Source organism: Alteromonas sp. ASW11-130, assembly GCF_026183735.1.
Taxonomy (GTDB): Bacteria; Pseudomonadota; Gammaproteobacteria; order Enterobacterales; family Alteromonadaceae; genus Alteromonas.
Map to the genome: position 1 here is coordinate 13,414 of NZ_JAPFRE010000036.1, position 25,951 is coordinate 39,364.

Consider the following 25,951-nt stretch of genomic DNA (forward strand, 5'->3'; position numbering starts at 1 on the left):
TGGTTATTAATTAATTTAGGGATATCCATCCAAGGAAACGATGAACAAAGTCTCACCGTCAAAAAGTGGCCATAAAGGAGTTTTTAAAATATGAAGGGGGTAATGAAAGAAATCCGGCGGAATATTGGCGACAACATGCAATAAAATTCAACTACGTATCGCCTCCCCGCTTCGGCCCGCTTCTAGGGTATTACAAACACATAATTCCAAAAGGCTACCATAGGGATGGATTATGGAGGTAACGGGACCTCCTTATCCAGTCGCCTGCAATCTGTTAAATAGACAATTATCTACCCGACGGTTACCGAGTTTGTCTTCACAGATAGCAGGCAAAATAGGATTATTCAGTTGGAAAATCCAGTGCTTTCCAAGCTTTCATACCCCCTAGTAAATTACGTACATCCCTAAAGCCTGCCTTAAGCAAAATACTTACGCCGACTCCAGCGCGGTGACCGACCCCACAGGTTACAATTACCGGTTGGTCTTTATCAAAAGAAAGCTCGTCTAGCTTATCTTCCAGATAGCCTACGTAGCAATGTTTAGCATCAGGAATGTGTCCGCTTTCGAACTCATCAATTTCCCGTACATCTAAAACTTGCGGGTTTTGCATCTCTTTTAGCTCGCGCGGAGAAATAGTCCCGCTGGCTTGCCACTCTTGTCCGGCATCACGCCATGCTTCAAAACCACCAGCCAGCGCACCACGAACGTTATCCAGCCCGATATTGCTTAAATGACGCGCTGCGGGGTCAACGTCCTCATCCCGATCTGTAACCAGGTAAATGGGACTGTCTGATTCGGCCAGCCACCCCCCGAAAACCGGTAACCCGCCTTTCCAAATACTATAACTATCGGGAATGTGCCCGCCTGCGAACCCTTCAGGTAAGCGTGTGTCGTAAATTCGTTCACCCTCGCTCGCCTTGGCAAAATCTTCGACTGTATGCAGAGCCACATCGCCATCTCTTATCGTGGGAGGCAAGCCGCCTTCCAAATTGACTTTTTCCATATTGCGGAAATAGGGTGGTCGAGGAATGCGTTCTCCTCCTTTTTTCTGTGCAAATTCATCACGGGAAAGGGTAAATACATCATTGTAGGTTTTCTCATCACCTAATGTAGACCATGATCGCTCGGCCATTCCACTGCCGCATACTGATCCTGGGCCGTGCGCAGGTAAAACTAACGCGGTATCGCCAAGACCTGCCAGCTTTTCATGCACCGAGTCATAAATTTTACCTGCGTTTTCTACTGATTTGTCTTCATCTGGAAGATCAGAGCGGCCCGTATCGCCGAAAAACAGTGTGTCGCCAGTAAAAATCGCCCAAGCCGTTTCAGCGTCTTCGTCTTCATATACTGCATAGCACATACTTTCAGGGGTGTGGCCAGGGGTATGGAGGGCTCGGATAAGTAGTTTGCCTACCCGAAAAGTATCGCCATCTTCGAGTCGCACGTCGCCATGCCCGAAGGTTTCAAAATTACCATTATACACTTTTGCGCCAGTTCGCTTAGCTAACCACGCCGACCCCATTACGAAGTCTTCCTGACGATGGGTTTCGACAATATGGGTTATCCGCGTGCCTAATGAACGCGCTGCCTCAATATAGTTTTGCACATGACGAGCTGGATCGACGAGCATGGCTTCGCCCCCTTCGGATAGTAGCCATGCATAGTGCGCGATTCCAGGTGTTTCAATACGCTTGAGTTCCATCGTTTTTGTCTCCTATGCTGTTTAACGGAATAAGCTTTAGTCGTCAGAGTTAGACGTCTTTAACTTCCACCAGTGTTGCGCCAGCATGCCCGCAAGCATCGCAACGACAAATAAAATTACATCTGATTGTAGTGTAGCCACGGCAACCACGCCCGGTCCTGGACAAAACCCCCCAATGCCCCAACCTATGCCAAAAATCGTGGCTCCCAAAATGAGCTTTACATCAATTTTAGTGGTTGTGGGGATGTCGAATTTATCTGAAAAAAGCGGACTTCCTTGCTTACGAACCCAATAGATACCGGGGCCTGCAATAGCAATAGCTCCTCCCATGACAAAAGCCAGAGTGGGATCCCAATTAGCGCTCCAATCGAGAAAGTTCAATACGCGAGCCGGATTACTCATTCCCGATATAATCAAACCTAGACCAAATAAAAGCCCACAAAACAATGAGGCGACAAGTGCTTTCATTAATTTTTCCTCAGTAAGTTTTAAAGGTGTCTTATAAGATTAGTGGTGATCACCGCGGCGCCCATAAAAATCAAAGTCGCTACCACCGAACGCCGGGATAAGCGAGAAATTCCAGCGACGCCGTGGCCTGAAGTACAACCGCTACCCAGTCGCGTGCCGAACCCCACCATCAAGCCTGCGATTATCATCCAGCCTGAGCCAACTTGGGTTTGCACCGGAAAACCTCCCGCAAACAGTATGTACAGTATTGCAGATAAAATTATTCCTGCTAAAAACGCTAAACGCCAATGTTGCTCAAAACCGCGTTTCATCATCGCACCAGCAGAGATACCCGATATGCCTGCGATACGCCCAAGAGTGAGTAGCAACAGAACCACTGCTAAACCTATAAATATGCCCCCCGTTAAGCCCGCCCAAGGGTCAAAAGGGGTGGTAGTCCAGTTTTCCATTTTTCTCTCCCAAATCATTTTGTAAAACCTACGAGAATATTCCCGTTTTTGTTTTTATAATCGTAAGAATCCTATCTGACAGTACTAATAAATGCTTTAGAACCGCTATAAGATCACTCGCCTACATATATTAACTTAATTTAATATACGTTCCTACTTCGCAAAGGTATCTCCTTGATGTTGGTTAAATCGTAGTTTTGAAATTCTACTTAATCAACCTACGCTCCTACGATTTATTGGTTTGCTCGGGCATTCGGTATGCGATGAAATACTACCAACCCGCCAGCCCACTATCGCTTTACTCGCATCTACAATTTTATGTACCTGAGCCGCGGGAGATGCTTTTTCGCCGTTTATTGGCGGATGCTGGAAAGAATGGGGAGCCAAACTGGGTGAAGTCGGTGCAATCCAATCGTCGAGTAATCCGCGCCTGGAAAAACCTAGTAAGCGTCATTATGAATAGTCGAAATGACCTGGTCCACAACGTTTGCAGGTTTAAAAGATTAGGCACCCAGTGTATTTATAGGTGAAGATGTTTCGGTTATATTCACGCTTGATAATGTTAGCTTCTCTTTGAACGACCCAGTGTAGAACAGCAGCAGCTTTGTAGAGTATCGAATTGAAGAACGCGTGTTTGGGTTATCCGCTCTACTAAGTTATCGTTTAGCATTGGCAAATTTGTGGTGAATAATGTGGGCGTAGTAACAGCTGCTCCTAAACGAAATACACTAGAAACGACCGCAATAAGTTCGTCTTAGATTGCTGATGTTGACGATGCTGACTGGTACAACGATGGTGCTAATAAAGTCGTGTATCTATTTTGCGCTGATAACGCGAGCTGGATTGATTTGAGTAACGCCGATGATAATCAGCTACAGGGAAGCTGGCAACCCGCGACTTACCAAAAACACAGGATAGAATCTTTGGCTAAGTAAAAAGCTAATGGAAACGTCGAATGTGATCTAGAATCTTTTTATCTAAATTTTCTTTCCACGTATCGGGCACAGTTGCGCTTATACGTTCGTGTAACTGTTCGACAACCTCAGGCGTAGCGGATAAACGTTGGCGTTTTGCGGTGCTTCCCCAAAGATATGCTTTGGCTAAAAGATGCGGCTGATTAGTCTGGGCTTCTTGGGCTAACTTCCAATACAACGCGGCGACCGGTAAATAGGCAGCTGCATACCCTTGACTTGCTGCCACTTCGTACCAATACGCGGCTTGACGACTATCTGCCTGAACTCCCAACCCAGCATCCAAAAGTTTACCTAGCTCGAAAGCGGCTAGTGGCTGTTTATCGGGGGCTGCCAACGTATAATACCGCATTGCGCTGGTATAATTTTGTTGTAAATATTTTCCATTCTGGTACCAACCCGCTACCTTTAAAGCAGCTTCAATACTCCCTCTTTCCGCAGCCTCGATGCATAACGTAACACCTTGCCTCAATTCGGCTTCATCCGTGCTGTGCTTAATTAACAGCTGTCCAGCTTCACAACCGGCATTAATCACCTGCCTCTCATAAGCGCGTTTATACCACTTGATGGCTACCTTAACTTTACTCTCATTATTACTTAAACATTGCGCATATTCATATTGCGCGACCGGTATATCATTGTGTGCCGCTTTTTCAAACCATACGCAAGCTTTGTTATGATCAGGCTCCCCGACCCAACCCAATTTAAAAAATAGCGCTAGGTTGAACTGTGCCAATCCGTTTCCATTGTTAGCCTGTTCTTCGAGTAATGGTAATGCTTTATCGAAAGCCCCTGCTCCCATATGCGCCAATGCAGGCTCCAGCGTTTGCTCCCAATCGGAGGCAAAAACAGGGCGCTGAAAGTATATAATTATAGAAAGCAGCCCCATTACGAGGCTGTATTTATTCCACATCTTCATTAAGAACGAGAAGGGTACACGCCAGTCAACGCAATCAGCCATGTCATGCCCAAATAGGGATTACGAATATTAAATTCAGAACTTCCGCCTGTATTTGTGACGGTAGTGGTTGCAGTAGCAGTGGATGTAACCTGCACATCCAGAACAATGGCGTTGGGACTCATATCCACGGTAGGTAAACCCGTGTTATAAATATTTTCACGCGCTGGACTATCGGCAAGTACGTTGCCTGTAGGGTCATTGGTGTCTGCGGGTGCCGCGAGCGCTTTTAACACGGCATTACTCGTGCTGGTATCGTTCTCGATAGCAACTGTCGTAGTTGCGCCATGAGTGTGAGACGGCAGATTGGATAGGGTTAACGTTATGGCCTCTTGCCCCCCTTTCTGGCCCCAAGTAATATTATTCAATCCTGGACCACTCCCCACACCAATCGGCGTTCTCCCTCTTAAATCTGGCAATCCGAAAGTTGTACGACCATCTCCCCCATAGGTGGTTCCTACAAGCGAAAACAATGCTGTGTTATCATCAATTGGGAGTAGTTGTCCTTCCGCCCTGGCCCAGTCTCTTATGGCAAAATTTCCTGCAAACAAACACATGCCGCCAACATAGGGTGATGAACTACACGCCATTGCCACGCCGGAGAAAAGCGTGCTGGTTACAGTAGCGAATAAGCCACATAACATCATTTTAATTGAAGTTCGCATGAGATTAGTCCTTGGCGTTAGTGAATGAAGTTAAACGGTGGCGGAATGACAATAGTAACAACCCACTTAATAAAATAGTGAATACAGAAGGTTCGGGAACATCTGCGTTAAGCTCTACCGCATCAACCACCGTAATCCACACTTCAGCGTTCCCGAAGAAGGAACCGTCCCCCCCAAAATCTTCACCGTCAATTTTTACTAAGCCGGTAAAAAAGTCTGATGTACCCGCTGTCAGCGTAATGTCAAACTCAAAGATTCCCGCATCTAATTGAGAATCACCACTTGTAGGCAGATCCGTTCCATTTACACTGTCGCCGAAGACAGTATCTGACGTAAGATCAGATGCGAAAAACTCGTTTAAACCATTATCGAATAAGTTAATTTCCGCATCAATATAGGCGTCTGTACCATCAGCGTTAACAAAATTAAAGTATTCCACTTCAAAGAAAATTTGATAGTCACTGGTAAGCGATGAATTTGTCAAATCGAATGCAATATCAAAAATTAAATCTCCTACCGCTGAATTTGCATCGCCGGAACCGCCAGCGTTTATTTCAACGCCATCGTCAAAATCGACAAATACGCCCCCTAGAGGGTTATCTCCGGTAACTGTAACATTATCTACAACACTAATTGTATTGACTCCTCCGATGTAGGCTGTCATATCCCCGCCTTGAGTGGCGCTTCCCGAGGCAGGTAAAGATAGTGAGGTATTAAATGCAACGGTGCCATCAATCGTAAGATCCGTTGGTATGGGTGCTGATATCGCGTTAGCGGTAAAAAAGGTGAGTAGCCCTATGAAAGGCAAAGGGAGCTTGCGTGACAACCATGGTTTCATTGTTTGTTCCTTAGCTGAGCTGTTTATTTTTCGAGCAAATCTAAGCATTATTCGAACCATTATAAAATTCAGATTATTAATCAGTGGGTTATAAAGCGCCAATGACAGTATTCTAAATATACTGTAAAAATACCGGACAATTTTTAACCAACCTGAGAGGGAGAACAGCGAATCGCCTGCACATAGTCTTCGCTTGAGGCTGTCCCGTATTTTGTGGCTGAGCAAAGGCGTATCAATAAGTCGGCGGCGAAATACACGTTAAAAATATGTGTTCCTTATGCCCAATTTTCTCGTGTAAAGTTTGTTGACAATGCGTTGTACTATAAAGCTCGTTTTCATTGCTATTGATGCATAAGTATGGTCTATCTCTTTTTATCACCATTTACTGAACAGGTACTATTAACATCCGCGTAAGAATGATAGGTCATAGCGATTACGCGCGCTTAGGGTAAGCGCGTTTTGGATACCAGCACTGGGTAGCTTTCGTTATACTGCCATCATCGTTCTGTTGCTCCCACATCGCAAGCGCCATCATCTCTGGGAAAACCTCTTTGATCAATTGGCGGGCATGAGGTTCCACCAGCATCAATGAGCGGGCTTCCAGACAGGGGCATATAGGTTCGTGTGGGGCCTCCATTGTCACGAAGCTCGCCAATGCGAGGAGATACTGTAATGAAACCAGTGCAGCTGTTGTCCGAGTCCATGTTGACGCCTGAAGAAATTAGCGACCCGCCGGCATACACAACACAATCTTGTCTTCCATTTTCCGCTATGACGCTGTTTTTCACCTCTGCGCTGCAAGTTGCTCTAACTACTAGGCCAAATCCTGTGCTCTCAGGGAAGCGCGGGCTTACTCGAGCGCGAGCAATGGTAACGTTTTCCATATACAGTGTTGGCGAGCCAGACGAATCAGCAGGGCCGCAAATGACTCCTTCGTGTCCTGCCCCCCCAAGCGTTGAATTTGTAATGGTTACTGAGCCACCGGCCCCAGTAACAAACCCATCACTTTGACTCTGCGATATGTCAAGGTCACCCGAATAATTATCTATCAAATTAGTTGCGTGAACACTACTTCGTGTAATCCGCATCTCGCCGCCAGCATTAACTATAATTGCGTAAGGAGATACACTACCTTCAAATAATACATAATCAAACGTGGCTAACCTTTCATTCCATACCCCGGAACGCAACGGCCCCGCAGCAAAGCTTTTATCTATTCTCCCTCCGACCATTCGCAGATCACCTAGATTAAACAAAGCAGCTCCCCGAAAAGTAACGTATTGTAAGCCTGGTTCTGGATGGTGAGAAGGTGGGCGACGCGTGCTATTACCTACAAAGTGGGTATTGAATAAGCGCAAGGTGCCTTGATTAAAAATAGCTCCTCCCCCTAACTGCCTTATATCCTCACCCGCGCTAGGAATAACCTTATAAAAAAGCCCATTCTCTAAAGTAAGATCACGAATACTTAAAAAGCCTCCATCCATGACATGAAAGAATCTAAAAGGGTTCGCGAGGGCGCCAAGCTCAGGGGATTCGTCCACTTCTCGTCGTATACTCGCACCGTTACCTTCAATAATTATATTGTTTGCCACTACCGGAAGACCGGTGGCACCAAATTCGTTCTCAGAATTAACTTGTCGACGCCGAATGCTTGGGTGCATTGGCATAGGACGATCCATTAGATACGTTGCATTCGCGAGTAAGAGGACAGGTTGATCACTCTCGCAAAGCGTTGCGGTAGTGAGTGCTTGCGCCAGACTCGTGCAGTCCCCTGTTTCAGGTTCACATAAATCGTGTCTCGTGCCGTAAACCCTGTCGGTGGTAACCTTTAATGACGATTGCGCGCAAAGCGTCTCCAACCCCTCAAGGCTTTGATCAATTGTTGTACATCCAGTCACTGATAACGATACAGACAGCACAAATAAATAATTGAAGTATTGTTCCCGGGCCATCCCTGCTACCTCCTTGGCGTAATTAACCCGAAGAATAGTCGGCAATAGCATTCCCTGCAAATGGGTTTGCCGATATTCTCTACCCACAACGTTCTGCGTTTTAAACTAAAAATTATGGAAAGACTAATGGCATTATAACACCGACCCCAATAGTGACCCGATGCATCAAGCGACACGCTTTGTTGCTTTACATTGTTCTTCGTTCTTCGAAATTGGAGAGGTTTGTTTTATCCCGTCACGATATAATTTTAATTGTCTGAAATACTATTTAGTTTTAATGCCTTAGCGACCAGCCAGATTCTGCACTATACCCGACTTTAAAAGTTTCACCTTTCCTTTAAAAAAATTCTACTACGCTTTGTAAGCTGTTAGGAAACATTTACCCCAATCAAATAATGGAGAAAATAACGATGCCATCGACAATTCCGTTCGATCCGTCGCTGGTTCTTGGTAATGTAGTGGACCAATCAAAAATCGATGATTTAACTAAAATAGCAGAGCTTCAAAAACCTGTTGATGCAGCCCAGCAGGCATTAAATTCCTACATTCTGTCGAAACGAAGTTTGGACATGACATTGCAGGAAATGATCAATATGAACGTTGCCCAAGACGACCTGAACAATCTTGTAAAAGAGATTGATTCGGTTAAATCAGAAATGTCTAAAGCAGCGATCACACTCGCCCAGGAGACTGTTAAGGCGCTACCTGAAATTCGAGCAGCGCGTGAATCTATGTCCCAAAAACAAATAAGCTCTTCTGTTGAAAGCCCCATGGACTACAACAAATCGGCTATCAAAAAAATGCCCATTTCATCTGACTCGATGGTAATGGACGCTCAATATTTTCGTTTTGAATCTAATTCCGATTCCACCGATGCCCACTCCAGTTCGGTTGCAAGCTATGTGTCATCGCAGGTGTCTTCCTTTCTATCACCAACCTATGCAGCCCAGGTAGGCGCTTCTGCTAAAAAGGTGATGGAATCACAGCACTCTAGTCATAAGATTGAGGGGACGCTGGTAATAACCGCCAACTGCACCCACAAAGTAGCAGACGTGTTTGCGCCGTTTGTATTGGATCCTGAAAAGGCGATTCGAGCCTGGAACGTGTATGTACCAGGAAAAAAAATTGATACAACTGATCCTAAATCAATGCAAAAAGTCATTGCCGGTAAAGGTTCGGATTCTGCAGGCATGTATTTATTGTCGGGGGCAACCTATGGGTCAAGTTTTGTAGGGATGGTGCACATTCTTCAGGATGAAAAAAGCGATTCATCACAAAGTTCTTCTTCTGTTGCAGGGTCAATGTCCGCTTCAATTGAGGAGCATTTATTTTTGGCAAATAGCTCCGGAAAATTTGGCTTAGACTCTTCGTTTGCGAACAGTCTAAAAAATCTGTTGAGTACGTCAAACTTACAGTCCCATGCCAGTTTTGTGACGATGGGAATTATCCCCTCTATAAAGTCTAACACCATTAAAACCACGGTGCAGACGCTTAAACCCGATCCCACAGACGTGATGAATCAACTTTCGGCTATTCAGGGATCAAATGATGGTTCGGTAAATACGATGGGGTCGCAAGCTTCACAAGCGAAAACGGGTGAATCATTTATGCAACTCGACAACTCCTATATCACGAGTGTGGTATCGAGTTTAGGCGAGTACGATAATGACAACAACAAGGTTATAGACACGAATTCGATGATGACCGCTTTAGATGACTATGTCACAAAAGCTATAGAAGGAGATTGCGGAGTACCAATAAACTTCTTTTTAAAACCTCTTACGTCGCGGCAGCTCGCTGAAGCCTGGTTGTATAAGTTTTATCCAGGGGAGTACATAGGCGAAAGCTCGGGGGATGACGAATCTAAAGGGCCTCAAGCGAAAAGCTAATTACCACTAGAGGTTACGTCTAAAGGTGCAGTAAACCTTTGGACGTTTAAAGGGTTTATGCGAAGCGTGTACATGAAACCCGAACGCCTCTGCTGAGGACACATCTATTACTTCTGTAATCGCGCTACTGCCAAAAAGTAGTTCCTGATGTCATTGCTTTAGTTCTATCCCCAACTGATACGCGAATGCTATCTATGTTAATGTTGGTTAAAGCAACATACGAAACTGTGGTACGTATCACTGCCAGTTAAGCCGATGGCAGCGCTTGTTTGAATAAATTCCTCTCTTTTTCCTGATTAGATAGCTCCATTTTACTAACTGCGAAAGTGTCCACGTCCCCATTAATGACCCAATTATCAACAACGATATTATAGTTGCCGACAATCGTAGAGTAGATGCAAGGCGTGCGCGCTGTATGTGGGAGTCTTTTAATGGTAAAAACCAAATAACGAACACCCCAAAACGTCTAGACTATAGAAATATACATATAAGGCAGCAAGAAAAAATTGGGCGATATTTGCGATTCGATAGGAGTGTCAAAAGTGATTACTGCTGAAACCAGCGGCTTACTGATAATAGATGTTCAAGGCAAACTGGCTGAACTGGTGTCCAATAGCCAAAGCATGATGACGAATATCTCTAAGTTGGTAAAAAGTTGTGAGATTTTGTCTATCCCGATAGTCATACTTGAACAAAATCCGCATGGCTTAGGTCCAACCGCACCTGCGATAAAAAATAGCGTACAGTCTTTCAACCCTATCGAGAAACATAGCTTTAATGCGCTAGACGAAGAACACATAAAGTCTCGTATTCAGACGCTTAATAAGCAAAACTGGTTGGTAGCGGGCATCGAAGCGCATATATGTGTGTATCAAACGGTTAAAGGGTTACTAGGTGAAGGTTTCAGTGTTGAGGTAGTCGCCGATTGTATTTCCTCAAGGCACCAGCCATGTATCCAGTTAGCCATCGAAAATATGCGACGAGTTGGCGCTAATATTACGACTTTAGAAATGGCGATGTTTGAAGTCATGAAAAGTAGTAAAAACGAATATTTTAGAGATGTGTTGAACATTATTAAATAAACTATAAGAACGTAGCCGATAGTTTTCAGCCATCTAGCCAGTCATACAAAATGCTCAAATATGAATTTAAGCGTTTATACAGAAGCCTAGTGAGGCTTAATGGACACGGCGTACTTCCCCCGTTTAAATCGGTACACTTCTATCAGAAGAAAGCAGCCGATATCGTCGCCGGTTTACGCTATAGTAACGCGCAAATCTAATAACAAAGGCGAACAGAAATGAAAAGCGCTGTACTACTGACTATTTTAACCCTTGCATCGTTACAAGCATCGGCTACCAAACCCTCACTAACTTCACATCCGTCTCATCAAGCATTTTTTGATGCTTTAACCGCCTTATGTGGGCAGGCCTTCACCGGTAAAGTGGTAGCCGATACCACTAATTCAGATACATTCAAAAATAAGTCGCTTGTTATGCACGTAAGTAAGTGCGATGACAAACAAATTAATATTCCCTTTCATGTCGGCGAAGACCATTCCCGCACCTGGATTATTACCCGTACCGGTAGTGGTTTACGTTTAAAGCATGACCACCGTCACGAAGATGGTAGCGAGGATCCACTAACAATGTATGGCGGCGTAACAACTGAACCTGGCTTTAACCAGGTACAGGCCTTCCCTGCTGATGCTTATACGAAATGGATGTTCGCTGAAAAAGGGTTACCACAATCTATTCATAACATTTGGAAGATGTTTGTTTACCCAGATATTTTTAGCTATCAACTCGTACGGGAAGGCCGAGAGTTTCGTGTAGACTTTGACTTAACGAAACCCACTGAGACACCACCAGCCGCGTGGGGAGCAGAGTAACGTTCAGAAGAGATGGTGATTTATTGGCGAAGAGGAACTTTACAAAAGCGTAATCTTCGCCTCGTTACACGCGCCCCTTTAAGCTTTATTTTGCCTAAACGTATGCTCCCGGACAGCTCTTAATAGGGCGGACACAGAGTTTGCCAATACCCTCATAGCGTTAATATTCCAGACCGGGTCATTGCGAAGGCTCAGTTTATGTCTACACTTAACAACATTTTTAACGTAAACATAAAAGGTGTATCTATGACTACTTTCACCATACATACTAAGGATTCAGCACCCGCGGATTCTCAGCCTTTGCTTAAAAAGTCAGAACAAGAAATGGGTATGGTACCTAATCTTCACGGCATTATGGCCGAGTCACCGGCAACACTCGAAGCCTATCAAACACTGCACAATCTTGCCCAGCAAACATCTTTTACCAAAGACGAGCTGACGGTAGTTTGGCTAAGTGTTAGCGTTGAACATGGCTGTGGATACTGCGTGCCAGCCCATACTGCTATCGGGAAGAAAATGGAAGTGGATGATAAAATTATCTCAGCTTTGCGTGAAGAGAAGCCCCTTCCGGACAACAAGTTAGAAACACTACGCGATACCACGCTTTCAATACTGCGTAACCGTTCAAATATTTCTGATAATGAACGCGAACGTTTTTATCTAGCAGGCTATACACATCAACATCTGTTAGAAATTGTGTGTGTAATGTGTCAGAAAATCATGAGCAATTACATCAATAATCTCGCACAAACACCGTTAGATGACGCTTTCAAAGATTTTAAATGGAGAAAAGAATAATAAAATAACTAGCACGTCTCGATTGACGGAATGTTAATTTTGCATGGCTTGAGTGCTTAGCAGGTTAATACACCACATCTTTGCTCGCACTCAACGCTACGTTGATTTTTCTTATCGCGACTACCGCATAATAGTGATAAAAAAATACATAAATATTAATGAATATTTTTTACATCATGTTACCTCTATTAGCGGGGTAGCCTAACCGCAAAAAATATTTACGTAGTTTGAAGTTAGTTTAACCCGCCAACGCGCGCTTAGTTTTTCCACTTTCATCCTTTACACGCTTAAGGCAGAGATATTTTTGTTGCCTCTGAGGTTGCCGCTGAAGTATTTCGTCTATAAATTGAGCGAAAATTACAACTATCACTATAACGTTAAATAATATTGCATTTTAATTTCATTCACGCAATAGTATGAAGCGACGGTTAAAAATCGTCCTGAAAAATGTTTTTCTCTCCTCAAGGATAAGATGTCAGATAAGGTTTTTCTAATATTAATCGGTACTGTGTAAGCAACTTTTTCCGTTGTTAATCGTTAATGACACTCCGCTCCGTAGTATGGAGTTCATACGAGCTCAGCACTCAACTCAACAAGTGTAAATAAACAAGACTATCACCTAAAAAGATTGGATATAAATCCAACGAAGGTAGTTGTTTTAGAAGGAATAAAATAATATGAAATTCAAATTCACTGCATGTGCCAGTGCGATTGCACTCGCCTGTTTGTCCAGTGTCTCTTCTGCAGAGACTTCACAAATCAAAGAAGTGAAGGCTCAAAAATCGCAAAAAGCCAGTAATGTTAGCCCTGATTTCGCCACGTGGTATAAATCGAAAAAACAACGTGCGCATGCTGCTGTAACCGATCAAATCATCGTAGAGTTTGCTAATGAATCAATAGCTACTGAGGCACTTCGCGCCTCGGTAGATGCTGGCAATTTAAAGGCAGAAACAAATGGAGCGGATCCAGCTAAAAGAAGACTTGGCAAGTCCCGTTCAGTCCTTGCTGAATTAGAAATGAGCTCAGGTAAAAAACTTCGCGTGGGCAAAGCGCTTGGCAAAACAAAGCTAACCTTAAAGCTTGATAGAAAGATGGATCACAAAGCTGCCAAAGCTATTGTGGCAAAACTGCGTAAGAACAAAAAAGTTAAGTTTGCTGAAATCGATCCTCTTCGCTATTTAATGGCTGAAACTCAACCGTGGGGCATTAGCGCCGTACAGGCTGATCAGGTTTCAGACAATGAAGCATCAAATATGACGGTTTGTATCATTGACTCAGGCTATGACATAAACAACCCTGATTTAAGTGGAAACATGGTAAGCGGCACGAGTGACAGTGGCACGGGAGCATGGTCAACTCCAGGCGGCTCTCATGGTACTCACGTTGCTGGAACCATCGCTGCAATCAACAACACCCAGGGTGTTGTTGGGGTACTACCGAACCAGACAGTTAATCTTCATATCATCAAAGTGTTTAACGAATCGGGTTGGGGCTATAGTAGTGACTTAGTTTCGGCTATTCAGAAGTGCGATAACGCGGGCGCCAAAGTAGTGAATATGTCGTTAGGTGGTCCAAATTCTTCTACCACTGAACAAAACGCACTGCAAAACTTCTACGACAATGGCATTTTACTTGTCGCCGCTGCGGGGAACGCAGGAGACTCGACTCACTCCTATCCAGCATCGTATGACTCAGTTATTTCGGTTGCGGCGGTTGATGAATCGGGTCAGCATGCAGAATTTTCTCAGTTTACTAACCAAGTTGAAGTAGCAGGTCCTGGTGAAGCAATTCTTTCCCCAGTCGGCGTAAACGACGGCAGACAGGGTTTTATCACTTTTAGTGGCAGCACCACTGGTGACGATCGTGTCTTACCGCAGACCCGCTATATTCAAAGTGGTCCGGATTATACAGTAACTAACGTCAACGGTACGGTTTCCGGTGTTATCGGTGCCTGTTCTCGCTCTGGTACCAGCTATAGCTGTGGCAATATGAGTGGTAAAATCTGTGTAGCTGAACGTCACGCTAATCAGGTAGGAAGCTCCTATCCAGAAGTTGATCCTGCAAAAGCGTGTGCTGATGCTGGCGCGGCAGGTGTGGTAGTTTATAGTAACGCTGCGCGTCCCGGGTTACAAAACCCATTCTTAGTGGATGACACGGGCATGGTGGACATGCCTACCGTGTCGGTTAACCGTACGTTAGGTCAGCAACTCACAGCTGCAGCGGGGACCACGGCAACGTTGCAAGTAGCAGGTAATACCGATTATGCGTATTACAACGGTACATCAATGGCTACTCCCCACGTCGCAGGCGTAGCGGCGCTAGCGTGGAGTAAAAACCCAAGTTGTACCGCAGCAGAAGTGCGCACCGCGCTTTCTGCTACTGCCGATGACTTAGACGTGGCTGGGCGTGACAACCGCACCGGTTACGGCATGGTGCAAACTAAAGCGGCCTCTGACTACATGGCTACAAATTGTGGTTCTGGCCCCGAAACGTTAGTAAAAGGTGTAGCGAAAACTAACCTTTCTGGTTCGAAAGACCAGGAACTAGAGTTTACCATTTCTGTGCCCTCGGGTGCCTCTAACCTTTCCTTTGCGATGTCTGGCGGTTCTGGAGATGCCGATTTGTATGTAAGATTTGGCAGCGCCCCAACTACGTCTTCCTATAACTGTCGTTCTTGGGAGTCTGGTAATACAGAAAACTGTAATTTCACCTCACCCTCTACCGGCACTTACTATGTAAAAGTTATCGGATATTCGGCATTTTCTGGCGCTCAGTTAGTGGCTGATTACGATACTGCTGGCACTGGAAATCAAGGTGCAACTGGGCAAGTGACCAATATTTCAGCTACCACAAATAACTGGAAGTACTACACGTTAGAAGTGCCCACTGGTATGGCCACGTTAGACTTTTCAATTACAGGTGGTTCAGGTGACGCAGACTTATACATTCGTCGCGGCAGCCAACCCACAACATCTACCTATGATTGCCGTCCTTTTGAAACAGGAAACGAAGAAACGTGTTCGTTTAACAACCCGCAAGCGGGTACATGGCACATAGGTATTCGTGCTTACAGTTCGTTCTCAGGACTAACGTTAAATACGTCTTATCAACCTTAAGTAAATTAAGGATTCCATTATGCCGACGGTGGTCGGCATTAACTTAAAAGGCTTGGGCATGTCCTCAAGCCTTTTGCTCCCCCCCTCTAAACACAGAAATTTTAGCCTTAGATTCAACAACATAGGATTACCCTCACACCATAAGGTGTTTTTTTGCTAAAAAACTAATTAATTAGTTGATAATTTCCTGAATTGTTACTAGATTAAATACTAATTAATTAGTAGGAATGGGTCATGGCCAGAAAAAAATCACAGCAACTCACCGACGCAGAACAAGAAATAATGCAATTATTGTGGGAACATAACGAAATGTCGGTTAAAGAAATCGCAGCCTGTTTATCCGAAAAGCGTCCTACAGCTTACACCACCGCCCAAACTCTCTGTAGGATATTGGTCGATAAAGATTATGCAGAATTTCGTAAAGAAGGTCGGGCGTTTTTGTACAAGGCAAAAATTTCGCAGTCCGATGCGCGCAAAGGTGCGCTTAGCACGCTTCTTTCTAAGTTTTTTGGCAATTCACCCGAACTCCTAGCCCAGCACCTGATTAAAGACACCGATATTAAATTAGAAGATCTGGAGTCGCTTCAAACGCAAATTGATAAATCGAAAGATTAGGTGGGTGTATGATTGCTGAATCGACCGTTCTACTTACCTTAGGGGTATATCATTTAGGAATTGGATCCGTTCTGATAGTACTATTGCTATTAGTCTCAAAACTATTTGAGCTCTCAGCTGAGACAAAAAGTTGGTTATGGTTAACCGCCTTTCTACTGGCGATACTGTTACCTTTTACATCCTTATCTATATCGAGCAAACCACAACAAAATCCAACCTTACAAGGTTACGAAAGTAAGTTAGAAGCTGACCCTGGTGCGTTTTCAGCTGGCCTACCTCAACTTAGTGATGATACAAATTGGCATTTACCGGCTGAATTAGCTTACTCCCTTTCGAATGCAATTTTGCTGCTGGGCGCACTATGGCTAGTCGGTATTTTATGGAGGGCTTGCCAGGTTGGTCGGGCTTATGTTCGCGCAATCAGACTCAAAAAGTCAGCTTCACCCACGTCGATAGAAAAATTTAACGATATCCCGGTGGTGTGCTCCCCCAACGCGTCTTCCCCGATGGCAATTGGGATATTCAACCCAGTAATCGTATTGCCAGATAAATTTATAAAACACATGGTTTCACAGCAGTTGATGCCCATCCTGTTGCATGAAAAAGCGCATATCCAACGCGGCGATTTGTGGGTGGGTGCGCTGCAGGAAGTACTAGCCCTCATTTTTTGGTGGAGCCCGGTTGTACGCTCCCTCAACCATAAGATTCACATCTACCGTGAACTGTCATGCGACATTCGAGCAGTTCGCAATTTAAAAAATTCAAAGCATTATGCTCAGTCTTTAGTAGACAGCGCCAAATTGATGCTTTCGACTCAGGAGAATATTTTGTCTATGGGACTTTTTAGTAAGAAAAAAGACTTAGCCTACCGCGTGACTAGCGTACTTGAACATAAAGCTGCGAAACAGACCCGATTGTATTCAATTGTCGCAGGCTGTTTAACATTATGTGTTACCACCGGTCTAGCTGTTATTAACCTGATACCAGAAGTCAATGCCGCCGACGTTGCGCGAGATGCCAAGCAATTCGCGAGACTGGATAACGGGGAAAGTCAAACGCTCATTCATGCAGTGGCCCAAAATGATGAGGAACTGGTGGAATTTCTAATTAACCGTGGAACCGATATTAACGTACCGCTAACGGGTGATGGCACCGCGCTGATGATTGCCACACGTCAAAATAATATCAATATGGTTAAAGCACTCATTCGCATGGGAGCGGACGTAGACCAGCCCTCTTATGGTGATGGCAACCCACTTATTATCGCTGCAAAACGTAATCACCAGCAAATCGCAAAACTACTGTTAAACAATGGCGCAAACGTGAATGCCTTAGTAAAGGGAGATGAAACACCCTTAATACAAGCCTCGTGGAAGGGTCATGAAGAAATGGTGAAGCTTCTTGTTGAACACGGTGCCGATGTCAATTTAGGCGTTTTTGCTAACAAATTTACACAGAGAGAGTGGCGTTCCCCTTTAAGTAAAGCAAACACACAAGAGATCAAAAGCTATCTTATCCGTCAAGGAGCAAAGACATAATGAAAAAAACATCTTTCATACATCCCACCTTCGCATTATGGGCGCTATTATGCCTGACCGCATTTATTTCACCGCTACAGGCTGGTTCATTAGCGCAACCTGCTGCGAGCGAAATTAAATCCCAAATGAAACAATGGCAACAGCAATACCAGCTTCCTTCCTTATCGTTAGCAATATCACTGGATGATAAAGTAGTATTTGCCGACGCCGTAGGTTTTGCTGATATCGAATCGAAAAAGAAAGCGTCAGTTCAGACGCAATACTCGGTTGGTAGTCTTGCTAAACCTATGACAGGCCTTGCCGTGGCACGTTTGATAGACAGCAACAAACTCCACATAGATAACAGTGTTGCTGACTACCTTACCGACTATCCCCAATATAACCAGATAAGTATTAAGCAACTTGCATCCCATACAGCTGGGATCTCGCGTCCTTGGGAAGAACGTAATAATAGAGAGTTCGAATCTCCGCGAGATCATGCCAGCCCATTTGAATCTATTGGACTGGTGAGTGATAAGCCACTTAAATTTACTCCGGGTACTAGTTTTCAGTATACGTCGATGGGTTATGTGGTTTTGTCAGCAGTGATTGAAACAACCGCCCAACAACCCTATACCGATTATATGACCAAACAGGTTTTCGCGCCGTTGGGCATGCACTCAACAGTATTGGACGACTCTTCGGCAGGGAAACAAAGCGAGGCAACTTATTACAGTAAAAAAATTGATGAGAGCACGTTTGAACTTGCCGTGTCAAAGCGTGATCGTAGCTTCTTGTTCGGCGGGGGTGGTTATATTTCTTCACCAAGTGACTTAGTGAAAATGGCGAAAGCGTTTTCAGGTAGCCATTTTATATCGGAAGATACCCAGTCTTTACTCCTTACACCAGTGAAAATGAATAATGGTGAGATTAATCCGCAAGGGTATAGCATAGGTTGGCGGGTTAAGCAGATTGAAGATCCAATCATTGAAAACAAAAAAGTTACTGTCATACATCATGGCGGTATTACTCATAAAGCGTCGACAGCGTTTATTGTAATTATCCCCGAATACCGCGCGGCACTAGCCTACGCAACCAACACTGACCCGAAAGACTTTTGGAAAGCGCGCGAAGAGTCTATAGCGTTACTTTTTAAACTCTACCACGCTAAACATTCTCTGTCAGAGAATACCCGTGAGCCATTATGAGTAATCAACTCAATTGAGAAGTGAAATAGGCACATTTCATTAACCCATGCAGACTAGGTATTGTGACGATTAGAACGGCTTCAATTGTTATTAATTGGAGCCCTCCCAAACTAACTTATGAATAATGCTGCAATTTTTCGTCACCAGCGAGTACGCATTAGTGCCGATGGTAAATCGTAACCTGACCACAGTTAAAGATTAATCCTCTCATATGAATGGGTGGCGCATGGTTTAACGATGAGTTGGACAATCGAGAACATGCAAGCCGAAGTGGGATGCTACCCCATTTAAAATACGCTTAATTCCGATAATATTGCCTTGAAATTGGGGCTGCCACGTAAGTTTCAGCTCACTGGTTCCTTTTCTTAATTTCACCGTCCACGTTTTAGACCAATTAAACTGGTTTGGAGAACCACAGAATTCCCATCCCCGCGATTTATGATACTCAACGATTCGGGTAAAATTTTCAGCAGCAATATCCTCAATTATACCTAACCCATGCCGTTTAAATTTACTTGCAACAAGTTTGTGTTTTAAAATACGGAACATGTTTCCATAAACCTCTTCGTATCATCTGCATCAGCAACGACTCATCTATAACACCTAATTAAATCAGATTCCTTAATCAGATGATATTGTCTACACTTAAAATGCGAACTAGCCTTTTTATTTCATCGTTTATCCAATTACTTTTTTAGTTACGCTGAGCGGCGTAACCTCGACTTTTACTTACTTAGACCCGTTTGGAAATAAGAAATGCTTATTCCTAGTTGCCAAATACCTGTTACTCAAGGGCGAGGCACCCAAAGCTTGCGCGTATTGAAGTGAGCCCATAACCCTAGCAATAGCGGGCGGCTCTGGCATCAAGAAGCAAAACACCTTAGGAATATAAAGGCTAAAGCAAAAATGCCCCCCCAGTAGTACAGCCTTCGTATGGGTACCAAGTTAATCTTTGCAAGTTATCGACTTTAGACGCTAACAAGTTTCAGGTATCTATCGCTTCAATCAACCCTAAACTCAAGAGTTCCTATCCTCGGGCTGCACATTGGAATATAATGAGGGAATCGACTTCGGCAGAAGTAACCTTCTTCATTCTTACTAGAATAAGATGATGCTGGAAATCGTTGAAGATACTGTTAAGAAGCATGATTTATTGCTCACCCCCTGTAGCAAAGATACCTTCAAGCGTGTTTATCTTAACGAAAGTTTCCTACCTGAATGACATGGAGATGCGGTCTTTACTTTAAAGCACTTTAGCATTCCAGAATATTTTATCAGTACGACCTTCAATATTTTTATGAAGGTTACACTGAACTTAGCAGGTAAACTTTCAGTACTTCAACCCACTAGTAAAGCTGACGACTATACTATTGTTAAAGCGCAAATGGATTTGATTGCAGGCTAACGGCATATTCTGTTGTAAAGTCAAACAATGTTAAAAAAAACAAACCCATTAACTGCGAGATTTTAGAAAATATTGCTTCGTGATTTCTGCCTCCCTAAAAGTATATTTTTTTGGTCAGAAATACTCGACACAAGCGCGCATATTTGTAGGATCTAAACTCGTGAAATACGGAAATCAGTATGACTCAGTTCCAAACAATTGATATTGATGACTTACAGGTAGGCATGTACGTTATCGAATTTGTGCGTCAGGACGGCGACCTTGCGATTAAAAATAGTGGCTTCATCCATTCCGCGGCGACGATTGAGTTATTGAACAAAAATGGCGTAAAACGGATAATTATCGATCCCAGTCGGTCGAAATCTAAAACAGAAAAAGAAGGCACCACGTTAGAAACGGTCAACGCTTCTGCAAAAGTAACAAAACCCTCTGGCAATGATGTATCTAAAGCCCTGCGACTACACAGTAGAGGTGTGTCGCTGCAAAAACTTATTCATGAAAGTATTAAGAAAAATAGACCATTTAGTGCCACCTACGCCGCGGAATTTACAGATTTAGTAGTCGACTTTATAGAGTCTAACCCCACAGCGATGGGATGTGCTACGCGTATACGAAAAAAAGATAGCTATTTGCTGGAACACTCACTAAATGTTTCCGTTCATCTAATTCAATTAGCCCAACACATGAAACTCTCCGCTAGCGATGTCCAAGATGTGGGCCTTGCTGGTTTTCTAATTGATGTAGGAAAAATTCGCATACCCGATGAGATACTTTTTAAGCCAGGCAAGGTAACAAAAAAAGAAATGGAGGTCATAAAGGGTCATGTCAAGCTAGGCGAGGAATACTTGCAACAGCAAGGTTATCCGGAAAAAATTATTAAAATTGTAGGCCAGCATCATGAAAGACTGGATGGCTCAGGCTACCCTAAGAAACTTTCTGGCGATGAAATATGTCAATTCGGCCGTATGATTGCCATTGCCGACGTTTATGATGCCGTAACAGCTGACCGACCTTATAGAGCAGGGATGACCCACCAACAAGCACTTAAAATCTTACTTTCTGAAAGTCAGACAAGACTTGATACCACCTTGGTGCAGCACTTTATTAAATGCAATGGAATATTTCCTGAGGGCACATTAGTAGAGTTATCTAACGGTCATGTTGCTATGGTGTTTAAGGAAAACAAGGATGCACCTCTACGTCCGGTAGTAAAACCCTTCTACTCCATAAAATCGAAACATTACTTAGCGGTGAAAGAAATTGACCTAGCAAAATCTGAAAGTATTAAAATTGTTCGCCAGGTTAAAGATAGTCAGTTAAGCATTGACTTTCATAAGGTGTTTCATGAAAAAATGGCGTGAGTGTACTTACTCAGATTGTTAATAGATCCATAAATTTATTAACAGGCGTAGCCTCAAGCGCTTTTTGATCACTACACAATTCAAGTATCCGCTGGCATCTACTGGCAGGAAAACGCGTCTCTAGGTTGCGTTTAAATTTTTGTTCTAGAAGTGGTATCCCTTCTTTGCGCCGACGTCGGTGGCCAATGGGATACTTTATCTCGACTTTATCGGTACGTGTGCCATCACTGAAAAACACCTGCACAGCGTTGGCGATGGAACGCTTGTCCGGTTCAAGATACTCTGCGCTGTAGCACTTATCTTCCATTACCTCCATTTTTTGGCGCAAAACGTCGATTTGAGGATGGCTTGCATGGAAACTATCCTCGTAATGTTCTGCTTCAAGTTTACCTAACAACAAAGGGACAGCAATCATATATTGCAAGCAATGATCGCGGTCCGCGGGATTCACCAGTTCACCCTGTTTAGAAATAATTCGAATCGCTGACTCATGTGTAGTAATTTCAATTCGCTCAATGTCATCAATACGATTTTTTACCTGAGGATGCAGTTTCACTGCCGCTTCGCAGGCTGTTTGAGCGTGAAATTCTGCAGGAAAGCTTAATTTGAATAGGATATTTTCCATCACATAGGTGCCGTAATCCTGCTTAAACGAAAATTTACGCTGGGTTTCAGGTTTAACGGTAAGGTCCTTATTGGAATGGCTAAACGCAACGTCGTAAAACCCCCATTGCGGTGTAGTCAGTACACTGGGAATGCCCATTTCGCCTCGCATTGCTATGTCTGCTAAGCGCACCGCCCGAGAAGTCGCATCACCCGCTGCCCACGATTTACGCGAACCGGTATTGGGTGCATGTCTATAGGTTCTCAGCGCTGAGCCATCTAGCCACGCATGGGACAGTGCCACCATGATCTGTTCACGATTTCCCCCCATCATATGTGTTACCACCGCAGCGGATGCAATACGTACAAGTAAGACGTGGCATAACCCTACGCGGTTAAAGCTATTTTCTAATGCAATTACGCCTTGGATTTCATGCGCTTTAACCATCGCCACTAATACATCATGCATGGTCAAAGGAAGTTCGGTTTTTGACAATCGCAATTGAGAAAGATGATCAGCCACAGCTAGAATTCCACCCAGGTTATCAGAAGGATGGCCCCACTCTGCCGCTAACCAGGTATCGTTAAAATCTAACCAGCGAATGATACAGCCAATATCCCATGCAGCTTTAACCGGATCGAGACAAAATTGCGTACCTGGAACTCGTGCTCCGTGCGGAACTATTGTTCCTGCTACCAGCGGGCCGAGGTGTTTAGTACATTCGGGGAATCGAAGTGCAAGTAGACCGCAACCTATCGTATCCATCAGGCAGTTTCGCGCTGTATCAAGCGCTTCTGGCGAGGTTACTTCGTAATTGACGACATAGTCTGCAATATCTTGGATTACCTGATCGTACTCAGTGCGATTACGCCTGACGCCTCTGCTATTCATTCCGTAGCTCCATTAATACAAGGAAAGTCATAGCCTTTTGTACGGAATATGTTAACTATGGATGAGTAAGTAGGAGAAGTGAAAAGTGAAAAGTAAAAAGTAAAAAGTAAAAAGGAAATGTTTCGTACACCACGTCAGTGATTTGCTTAGTTCTCGTCGTCAATATCGGAAGGATCAATGATAAGGATGCTCTCCCTCAATTCGCAATCGGGGACGATGTTGCGGTTCCTCTGAATAAACTCTAACTCTATTACAGTATTCGAAACAATTTGAGGCTGCGAATAATCAACGCGTTCATCAAGACTTGCTTTCAGCTCTTCAATGTAGATATCCAGTATAGCTGTGCATTCATCGGCTCCTGCGGGTGCAGTTACCAGACTAATCAAGATGACTGAAAACGTTACGAGCTTCACTGATAGTTACTTCGCATATGAATAGAATGTCTAGTATACCTTGCTTATTTCTGCGGCTGAATATTTTTCTTATACTTTTGTCTAATACGTACATTATCTTAAAGCACACACTTTGAAACAAAGTTATTCCTGTAAAGCAAGGGCTGTTACTTCGTAAACAAGTAAATTGCTGTAATATCAAAACTGAATTTGCACAAATGGAAGACTATATAATGAAAATGCAAAATGTAATTAAGTCGGCGCTGGTATTGGGCGCGTTCGGCTTACAATCCTATACCCTATGGGCTCAAACAATTACCAATAACGTTTATTCTGAAAAGGGACTAGCTGGTACGCTCGTACAAGAAAAAGTTGATGAGCAAAATTTCACGGCCAAAATAGAGTTTGGTTGGAACAACCGGCGCGTTTTAATTGACGAAAACCTTACGTTAAATGCCGATGGGGTGCCTGTAAAGCTGACGCTTAAAGGAACCTCCCCTTTTGGCGCACCGATTGACGAAATGTTTAAATACAATAATGGTGTGGCAAAGTGGGAAAGCCTAAACGAGTCTGGTAAAAAGGCGGATGACACTGTCGATTTCTATTCTCCGTCTTCCATCAACCTGGCCATGGATAACGCTACCATGCGTTATGCGTTTGAAAATAACCAATACGAGCTCGACGTTTATCCGCAAGGTAAAATGTTAATTGAGAAGTTGGCAACGCGACAACTGAACGATCAAACTGTTCATTTGGTTGCAGCCAGCGGGTTAGGATTAACCCCCAACTTTGCGTGGTATGATGACAAAGGTAACTTTTTTGCCAAAAGCTTTGGCCCTATGTACGTTATTAGAGATGGTTTCAGCAAAGCGCAATTTGACGAACTTAAAAAGATACAGGAAGACGCTGAGCAAGCGTTTCTGGAAAACCTGGCGAAAAAGCTAACACATACCCCCGAGTCACTCCTTATACAAAACGTGGCCGTTTTTGACAGTAAAAACAAGAAGTTGCTCGAAAATCATGACGTGTTAATCAAGAATGGCAAAATTGTCGAGGTTGCCAAACAAATTGACAATAAAGTCAGCCATAAAATAGTCGATGGGAAAAATAAAACGCTTATCCCTGGCCTCTGGGATATGCACGGCCATCTGTCCAAGAACAATGGCATTTTAAATATCGCTAATGGGGTAACCAGTGTTCGCGACATGGGCAATAAACATGAGAATATTCTAGAAATTGAGACGCTGTATGATACCAACAAAGTGCTGGGAACGCGCGTTTATCGAGCTGGTTTTATGGACCAATACAGTGAAAACTCCGCGGGCTTAAGTGTCAAATCGCTGGAAGAAGCTTTAAAAACGGTGGACTTTTTTGCCGACAATGGCTATGTCCAAGTAAAGCTTTACTCCTCTATCGATCCGAAATGGGTAAAGCCGATTGCAGAACGTGCGCACAGTCGCGGGTTGCGCTTAAGTGGTCACGTTCCAGCCTTCATGACTGCTGAGCAAGCAGTAAAAAATGGATACGATGAAATCCAACATATCAACATGCTCTTTCTTAATTTCTTAGCCGGAGAAGAAGTTGATACCCGCACTAAACAGCGTTTTTCATTAATGGGTGAGCAAGCAGCAGCCTTGCCGATGGACAGTCCAGAAATGAACGAATTCATCAAACTTCTTGCCGATGAGAATATTGTAGTTGACCCAACAATTTCTACATTTAGAAGCTTGTTGATGGCAGAAAATCAAAAAGTTGATCGTGAATTTGAAGATATCGCACCTAATATGCCGGTTAACTTTACTCGGGGGTTAAAAGGCGCTCAGATGCATGTGGAAGAAAACTTTAAAACCAGCTATCAAAAATCAGGCGAAGCCATGCAGAAAATGCTCAAGAAATTATATGATGCTGGCGTTCCGATTGTTCCGGGAACAGATAATATTGCTGGCTTTACGTTAATAAGAGAGTTAGCACTTTACGTCGATGCGGGTATTCCTGCAGCAGATGTTCTGAACATGGCCTCAATTGATAGTGCAAAGCTTATGGGCGTGGCGCATAAAACGGGTTCAATTGAAGAAGGTAAGGTGGCTGATCTGGTTTTGGTCGAAGGAAACCCGCTTGACGATATCCGTACCTTGCGTAACGCTACCTTGGTTATCAAAGGTGAACAAGTATTTAAGCCTGAAGAAATTTACCAGGCAATTGGTGTAACACCGTTTGTTTCTTCCCCTGCGCTTTAACTACCACGGTTGGGATGTTACTTA

The 25,951-nt window shown here is 43.8% G+C and carries 20 protein-coding genes and 1 pseudogene; 11 read left to right on the forward strand and 10 right to left on the reverse strand.

The features are described 5' to 3' along the window. Positions 1-340: 340 nt before the first annotated feature. The 7 genes from OPS28_RS12960 to OPS28_RS12990 all read right to left on the reverse strand — a co-directional run bounded on the left by OPS28_RS12960 (position 341) and on the right by OPS28_RS12990 (position 8,090). The gene (locus OPS28_RS12960) at positions 341-1,702 is read right to left on the reverse strand and encodes an MBL fold metallo-hydrolase (RefSeq protein ID WP_265609893.1); all 1,362 of its coding nucleotides are present in this window, start codon (positions 1,700-1,702) and stop codon (positions 341-343) included. A 36-nt stretch (positions 1,703-1,738) separates the two neighbouring features. After that, entirely contained in the window at positions 1,739-2,170 is a 432-nt protein-coding gene (locus tag OPS28_RS12965) for a DUF6691 family protein (protein WP_265609894.1), read from the reverse strand. 20 nt (positions 2,171-2,190) lie between these two features. Beyond that, on the reverse strand, positions 2,191-2,619 hold the full coding sequence (locus OPS28_RS12970) for a YeeE/YedE family protein (RefSeq protein ID WP_265609895.1): 429 nt from the start codon (positions 2,617-2,619) through the stop codon (positions 2,191-2,193). A 939-nt stretch (positions 2,620-3,558) separates the two neighbouring features. Beyond that, complete coding sequence (locus OPS28_RS12975) at positions 3,559-4,551, reverse strand: tetratricopeptide repeat protein (RefSeq protein ID WP_265609896.1); 993 nt, start codon at positions 4,549-4,551, stop codon at positions 3,559-3,561. Next, entirely contained in the window at positions 4,509-5,213 is a 705-nt protein-coding gene (locus tag OPS28_RS12980) for a phage tail protein (RefSeq protein WP_265609897.1), read from the reverse strand. The genes OPS28_RS12975 and OPS28_RS12980 overlap by 43 nt, the downstream gene beginning before the upstream one ends. A 4-nt stretch (positions 5,214-5,217) precedes the next feature. Beyond that, the gene (locus tag OPS28_RS12985) at positions 5,218-6,051 is read right to left on the reverse strand and encodes a hypothetical protein (protein WP_265609898.1); all 834 of its coding nucleotides are present in this window, start codon (positions 6,049-6,051) and stop codon (positions 5,218-5,220) included. A 497-nt stretch (positions 6,052-6,548) separates the two neighbouring features. Then, positions 6,549-8,090 carry a choice-of-anchor Q domain-containing protein gene (locus OPS28_RS12990; protein ID WP_265609899.1) on the reverse strand — a complete coding sequence of 514 codons (1,542 nt, stop codon included), beginning with the start codon at positions 8,088-8,090 and terminating at the stop codon, positions 6,549-6,551. A gap of 323 nt (positions 8,091-8,413) precedes the next feature. On the opposite strand from OPS28_RS12990, the gene OPS28_RS12995 reads away from it, so the two are divergent. From OPS28_RS12995 to OPS28_RS13040, 8 genes are all read left to right on the forward strand, one after another. Further along, positions 8,414-9,892 (forward strand): hypothetical protein, encoded by a 1,479-nt coding sequence (locus OPS28_RS12995; protein ID WP_265609900.1) that lies wholly within the window; start codon positions 8,414-8,416, stop codon positions 9,890-9,892. Between the two features lie 542 nt (positions 9,893-10,434). Beyond that, positions 10,435-10,974, forward strand: coding sequence for an isochorismatase family protein (locus tag OPS28_RS13000; protein ID WP_265609901.1), 540 nt, complete (start codon positions 10,435-10,437; stop codon positions 10,972-10,974). A 218-nt stretch (positions 10,975-11,192) separates the two neighbouring features. Further along, entirely contained in the window at positions 11,193-11,783 is a 591-nt protein-coding gene (locus tag OPS28_RS13005; RefSeq protein WP_265609902.1) for a hypothetical protein, read from the forward strand. A gap of 246 nt (positions 11,784-12,029) precedes the next feature. Next, a complete protein-coding gene (locus tag OPS28_RS13010) occupies positions 12,030-12,581 on the forward strand; it encodes a carboxymuconolactone decarboxylase family protein (protein WP_265609903.1) in 552 nt (183 codons plus the stop codon). 677 nt (positions 12,582-13,258) lie between these two features. After that, a complete protein-coding gene (locus OPS28_RS17005; protein ID WP_269468692.1) occupies positions 13,259-15,697 on the forward strand; it encodes a S8 family serine peptidase in 2,439 nt (812 codons plus the stop codon). A 234-nt stretch (positions 15,698-15,931) separates the two neighbouring features. Next, complete coding sequence (locus OPS28_RS13030; protein ID WP_265609904.1) at positions 15,932-16,312, forward strand: BlaI/MecI/CopY family transcriptional regulator; 381 nt, start codon at positions 15,932-15,934, stop codon at positions 16,310-16,312. Positions 16,313-16,320: 8 nt separating this feature from the next. Continuing rightward, positions 16,321-17,850 (forward strand): M56 family metallopeptidase, encoded by a 1,530-nt coding sequence (locus OPS28_RS13035; protein ID WP_265609905.1) that lies wholly within the window; start codon positions 16,321-16,323, stop codon positions 17,848-17,850. Next, complete coding sequence (locus tag OPS28_RS13040) at positions 17,850-19,037, forward strand: serine hydrolase domain-containing protein (RefSeq protein ID WP_265609906.1); 1,188 nt, start codon at positions 17,850-17,852, stop codon at positions 19,035-19,037. Before OPS28_RS13035 ends, OPS28_RS13040 begins: the two co-directional genes overlap by 1 nt. A gap of 231 nt (positions 19,038-19,268) precedes the next feature. On the opposite strand, the gene OPS28_RS13045 is transcribed toward OPS28_RS13040, so the two are convergent. Continuing rightward, on the reverse strand, positions 19,269-19,586 hold the full coding sequence (locus OPS28_RS13045) for a hypothetical protein (protein WP_265609907.1): 318 nt from the start codon (positions 19,584-19,586) through the stop codon (positions 19,269-19,271). Positions 19,587-20,148: 562 nt separating this feature from the next. On the opposite strand from OPS28_RS13045, the pseudogene OPS28_RS13050 reads away from it, so the two are divergent. After that, positions 20,149-20,442: pseudogene (locus OPS28_RS13050) on the forward strand (DUF1989 domain-containing protein). A gap of 179 nt (positions 20,443-20,621) precedes the next feature. Then, on the forward strand, positions 20,622-21,803 hold the full coding sequence (locus tag OPS28_RS13055; RefSeq protein WP_265609908.1) for an HD-GYP domain-containing protein: 1,182 nt from the start codon (positions 20,622-20,624) through the stop codon (positions 21,801-21,803). A gap of 10 nt (positions 21,804-21,813) precedes the next feature. Here the strand turns inward: OPS28_RS13055 and OPS28_RS13060 are convergent, their stop codons facing one another. Both OPS28_RS13060 and OPS28_RS13065 read right to left on the reverse strand, forming a co-directional pair. Further along, positions 21,814-23,298 (reverse strand): bifunctional 2-methylcitrate dehydratase/aconitate hydratase, encoded by a 1,485-nt coding sequence (locus OPS28_RS13060; protein WP_265609909.1) that lies wholly within the window; start codon positions 23,296-23,298, stop codon positions 21,814-21,816. Between the two features lie 146 nt (positions 23,299-23,444). After that, positions 23,445-23,711: a hypothetical protein gene (locus tag OPS28_RS13065; RefSeq protein ID WP_265609910.1), complete on the reverse strand. Its 267-nt coding sequence runs from the start codon at positions 23,709-23,711 to the stop codon at positions 23,445-23,447. A gap of 212 nt (positions 23,712-23,923) precedes the next feature. Between OPS28_RS13065 and OPS28_RS13070 the strand changes: the two genes are divergently transcribed. Further along, the gene (locus OPS28_RS13070) at positions 23,924-25,927 is read left to right on the forward strand and encodes an amidohydrolase family protein (protein WP_265609911.1); all 2,004 of its coding nucleotides are present in this window, start codon (positions 23,924-23,926) and stop codon (positions 25,925-25,927) included. Positions 25,928-25,951: the final 24 nt, after the last annotated feature.

Bases quoted from the DNA above. Each gene is read 5' to 3' on its own strand.
- OPS28_RS12965 (WP_265609894.1), bottom strand. From the start codon at position 2,170: ATGAAAGCACTTGTCGCCTCATTGTTTTGTGGGCTTTTATTTGGTCTA.
- OPS28_RS13055 (WP_265609908.1), top strand. From the start codon at position 20,622: ATGACTCAGTTCCAAACAATTGATATTGATGACTTACAGGTAGGCATG.
- OPS28_RS12975 (WP_265609896.1), bottom strand. From the start codon at position 4,551: ATGGCTGATTGCGTTGACTGGCGTGTACCCTTCTCGTTCTTAATGAAG.
- OPS28_RS13040 (WP_265609906.1), top strand. From the start codon at position 17,850: ATGAAAAAAACATCTTTCATACATCCCACCTTCGCATTATGGGCGCTA.
- OPS28_RS17005 (WP_269468692.1), top strand. From the start codon at position 13,259: ATGAAATTCAAATTCACTGCATGTGCCAGTGCGATTGCACTCGCCTGT.
- OPS28_RS12960 (WP_265609893.1), bottom strand. From the start codon at position 1,702: ATGGAACTCAAGCGTATTGAAACACCTGGAATCGCGCACTATGCATGG.
- OPS28_RS12985 (WP_265609898.1), bottom strand. From the start codon at position 6,051: ATGAAACCATGGTTGTCACGCAAGCTCCCTTTGCCTTTCATAGGGCTA.
- OPS28_RS12970 (WP_265609895.1), bottom strand. From the start codon at position 2,619: ATGGAAAACTGGACTACCACCCCTTTTGACCCTTGGGCGGGCTTAACG.
- OPS28_RS13035 (WP_265609905.1), top strand. From the start codon at position 16,321: ATGATTGCTGAATCGACCGTTCTACTTACCTTAGGGGTATATCATTTA.
- OPS28_RS12995 (WP_265609900.1), top strand. From the start codon at position 8,414: ATGCCATCGACAATTCCGTTCGATCCGTCGCTGGTTCTTGGTAATGTA.
- OPS28_RS13030 (WP_265609904.1), top strand. From the start codon at position 15,932: ATGGCCAGAAAAAAATCACAGCAACTCACCGACGCAGAACAAGAAATA.
- OPS28_RS13010 (WP_265609903.1), top strand. From the start codon at position 12,030: ATGACTACTTTCACCATACATACTAAGGATTCAGCACCCGCGGATTCT.
- OPS28_RS13070 (WP_265609911.1), top strand. From the start codon at position 23,924: ATGAAAATGCAAAATGTAATTAAGTCGGCGCTGGTATTGGGCGCGTTC.
- OPS28_RS13005 (WP_265609902.1), top strand. From the start codon at position 11,193: ATGAAAAGCGCTGTACTACTGACTATTTTAACCCTTGCATCGTTACAA.
- OPS28_RS13060 (WP_265609909.1), bottom strand. From the start codon at position 23,298: ATGAATAGCAGAGGCGTCAGGCGTAATCGCACTGAGTACGATCAGGTA.
- OPS28_RS13045 (WP_265609907.1), bottom strand. From the start codon at position 19,586: ATGTTCCGTATTTTAAAACACAAACTTGTTGCAAGTAAATTTAAACGG.
- OPS28_RS12980 (WP_265609897.1), bottom strand. From the start codon at position 5,213: ATGCGAACTTCAATTAAAATGATGTTATGTGGCTTATTCGCTACTGTA.